Annotated in this window: 5 protein-coding genes; all 5 read right to left on the bottom strand. The window is 49.1% G+C overall.

Features of this window, described 5'->3' with window-relative positions; all coding sequences use genetic code 11:
- Positions 1 to 108: 108 nt before the first annotated feature.
- Positions 109 to 390, bottom strand: coding sequence for a hypothetical protein (locus tag KKH67_04970; GenBank protein ID MBU1318533.1), 282 nt, complete (start codon positions 388 to 390; stop codon positions 109 to 111).
- A gap of 28 nt (positions 391 to 418) precedes the next feature.
- Complete coding sequence (locus KKH67_04965) at positions 419 to 598, bottom strand: hypothetical protein (protein ID MBU1318532.1); 180 nt, start codon at positions 596 to 598, stop codon at positions 419 to 421.
- A 276-nt stretch (positions 599 to 874) separates the two neighbouring features.
- Complete coding sequence (locus KKH67_04960) at positions 875 to 1,048, bottom strand: hypothetical protein (protein ID MBU1318531.1); 174 nt, start codon at positions 1,046 to 1,048, stop codon at positions 875 to 877.
- A 437-nt stretch (positions 1,049 to 1,485) separates the two neighbouring features.
- A complete protein-coding gene (locus KKH67_04955) occupies positions 1,486 to 1,968 on the bottom strand; it encodes a hypothetical protein (protein MBU1318530.1) in 483 nt (160 codons plus the stop codon).
- Positions 1,969 to 2,688: 720 nt separating this feature from the next.
- Positions 2,689 to 3,687: hypothetical protein (locus tag KKH67_04950; protein ID MBU1318529.1), on the bottom strand; the 999-nt coding region annotated here is incomplete at its 5' end.

Here is a 3,687-nt window from a genome sequence, read left to right as displayed (position 1 = left end):
TTTCCACTCGACTTTCCAAATTACTTACATTACTATTCCTCATGAGCGTGTCCTCCTGCTCGGATAAACCCGAGTTCTCTTGTTTACTATTAAGAGGATACGCTCATTCTATTCTATCCACAACTTTTGAATATATCTCCTTCGGATGTCATCCAGATCAGCTGTCTCGAACAGCTTCAAAGCCACTTGTGGTCGGAGATAGAAGAAAGCCTCCTCCAAAGATGGATCAAACTGAAGGTAGGCGAAAAGGTCAACCTCAATCACGCTCTCGATTCTGACCTCAAGCCGCCTCAGTGCGTCAAGAACTCGCTCTTTGTCAAGCTCATAGCGCCAGGCCAACCACTCAGCCCGTGGTTCAAGCCGGATCAATTCCGCAGGATCCTTCTTCATAATTACTTCTCCTTGTTCTACTTTAATATCACTCCGCATCGGACAATGCGTCCGTGTACATCAACTTCCTTTCGATCCATCCCCGGATGGCTATGATTGCGGCAAACCGCTTTATTCCAGGAATCTCGCTCCTGAGGGCATATCTCACATCAATCCATGATGTCATACCAATCACTTCACGATCATCGCTCGGAAGCGCTAATTCCATTTTCCGCCTCCTGTAAGTTGTTGTCTTTCAATAAGGGTGATTTTGCATTATTCCTGGCGCTGTCAGAATCTGCTGAGATTTTCTGGTTATTGACCAGCCCTGCCAGTTCGCAGGCTTTCTTCAGACGGCTCTTGGGGACGATGACGTCTTCTTCGATGCGGCCATCAGGATAATGGTAGACTGCATGTCGCTTGCAGCCTGTCCAAGTAGTAATCTGTCTGGCATGCGATCGGTTGCAGCAATGAACCCTATATGCATCTTTAGTAAACCGCCACGCTAACTGCATTTCGTCGCTCCCTTCAGAAGTAGTTCCGAACTCTGATCGAGTACACTGAGACGTTCCTCGACAAGCAGTTCTGCCAAGAAGTCCGTCAATGATTCGAGTTGCTGTTGACTAACTTCGGGGAACTCGAGTTCGATTATGCTGCAGGTGCTCTTACGTGTTTTCATTTTTCGGTTCCGCTTGCATTAGCAGTCTCTTTTCCTTGAACTCTGAAGACTCTGACTGTTTGACCCCGATTCGGCTGTGCGCGCATAGAACGACAGCTGTCTTTATTGCCTGCTTGTCCAGATTGACAGTGCCGATCTCCGGCAATTCAGGGTTTGACCCGGGGACAGAAAGACGTTCCCTCCCCGGGAGTTGATTGAATGTCTGATTGTACTCAGTCAACCTGTAGCAAGAGTAAGCTACAGTCAAACCGTTTTGAGTCATAACTTTTGTGTCCCGTCGTCGGCCAGTCTTTTCTGGGACAACCTCTTACAGAAGGGGGAAGTTGGTAGTTGGTAAATGGTATCTGGTATCTGGTAATTGGTTAAAGGTTAAGAAGGGGACAGCGTGTATGTCCTTCGTGAAATCTAGCTCTCGGCACCTGCTTGGGATTGGCTGACTATGCATGGCACTTCCCCCCCACAAGTGTCTTCTCTATCGAATCCACCACCGAGTATCTGAGATACTCAGGCAGCGGAGTTCCAAAGGAGTTCTTGACGGTGTCTCGAACTCGTATCCGGTATAGCTTGCCGAGAAAAGCCTTACCGCTTATTCGTTCACCCTTGGTCGGCGGTCTACCCATTGCGATACACCACTGTTGATAGAGCTTGTGGCGAAATCTGATCTTGCCGTTCGGGTATGGGCAAATCAGTGGCAACTCTGTACCGCTATAGTCCCCTCCATGGATTCTGAAACGGATGAAGAGACTGCGACGCCCCTTGAAGGACTTGGCTATTTCGACCTTGCAGCATCCGGCCTCGTATGTCCCGGCAGGGATTCGGGCTGGCATTTCTTCGGCAATCGGAGAGTCGGTGTCGTGTTCATCGATAGCCTTATCCCTGTGGATTCTCGCTGTTCGGTTTCGATTCGATTTCGATTTCATTTCTGCTCCGTTATACGGGGAGTTTGCAGACGGCCATTCCCGCATACACCCAAGATCAGCTAGCTTCAGAACACCCGTACAAACCCTCAAAAGTGCCTCAGATTGACTGTTCTGCGGTTCTTCTCAACTTAATCCAAGCTCTCCCATCTCTGTTGAGCGGCCCATTCTCGTTTCGTTAGCCCCTGACGCTTCAGATCGGTTCCTCCGCCTATACGGAACCGCCTGGTCTTGCCTAACGCGCATTTCGGCTCCCTGTGAGGGGCTTGGTGCGTAGTTCTTGAAGAAAGTCCAGCGGACAGACCGGCACGGAGCACTTCAGGAACTGTGGACACCGGCTCATTATTGCCAGCGACTGCACATCCATCTCAATGAGCATCATCTTGGTCCTCCAGATTTAAAGCATAAGGGTGCCCCAGTTGTATCTCCCATTCACCAAGTACTGATTCTCTTTGGTACATTCAATCCTCTCAATAACGAAAGACCTCCGAACCTGCCCCAGCAAGGGTTCGAAGGTCTGAGAACCCGAAGGTCCGTATGTTCACGCTACCTGCTGGGGCAAGCGTCTATTTCTATCACTTGTGTGTGATTGCACCCAAAGTATGCATGATTATTGAGGGATGATGTTAACTGGTTGTGGTACAATGAGCTATTTTGTGGTGACAACTGGTGACATGTCACCGGAGTGTGGTGACGTGTCACCGGCGATGGTTGCAATGGTATTTATTCGTCATTGTCACGATGCCGTGTGTTCTTTGGTAATCCGTATGGCAGTTTTTGCTTTCCATCTATGGTCTCTATGTCAGCTTTCATCTCGGATTCCAATCTCAGACGGTCGGAGTGCTGCTCTTCTTCTATCCGACATTTTAGTCGATATCCAGTTCCATCTGTAAGCAGGCAGAACGGGTCCTCGTCTGTTTCGAAGGCTGCGCACAACTTCTCTTTCATACGATGCTTGACCGATTTTAACCGATTCCTTCCCCTCTTAGAACCCTTTGGCGATTGAGGTAGCTTGCCACCGTTCTCAAGGCAGTTCACAAAAAGCAACCACAGGTTAATGGGCTTTCCAGTTTCTTTGTGTGCCATACCAAATTCGGCGCATGAAACCTTTCGTCCTTCTGTTTGTCCCGGCATGTACACACGGACGTATTCATTATCTTCGAGAGGTCGGAGTTTGATATCGGAGAAAGACTTTGGCGACCTGAGAGAGTAGATTAGCGTAATTGCAGCATGAATCTCCTTTCCTTCCTTGACCTCAGGCAACTCACTTCTATGCTGACTGACCTGCTTTCTCAGAGGAAACTGCTGATGACTGCCTGTATCTGTTTTCATCCCATGGTCATTGGTGATCATCGTCTCCGGTTCTGCGGCAAAATCCCTATTATCACCAGATAGCCTATCTCGTGCCTTATCCCATTCACTCAGAACATCTCTTGGATTGTCGCAAGTGAGGCTTATGAACTTGTCATCCAGGAACCGACGGTACTTGGCCTTATCCTGGAAATGCAAACTACGGCGAATTGAGCCTTCTGTCTTGCCTGAGAGCCTCAGCCTGAGCACCGTTCTAGCCTTTCCCCCAGCGAAGACATGGGTGGAAACAAGTGCGGCAAGGTTCCTCGCCGCAAGGCCGATGTCTTTCAAATCAAAAGTTATCACCATCTTCATAAATCGACGCTCCCGCTTCACACGACGTGGCACGAGGTCACCATTGTTGACAATGTC

This window comes from Candidatus Zixiibacteriota bacterium (assembly GCA_018820315.1).
Classification (GTDB): Bacteria; Zixibacteria; MSB-5A5; order JAABVY01; family JAHJOQ01; genus JAHJOQ01.
This window is presented reverse-complemented; position numbering and strand designations above follow the sequence as displayed.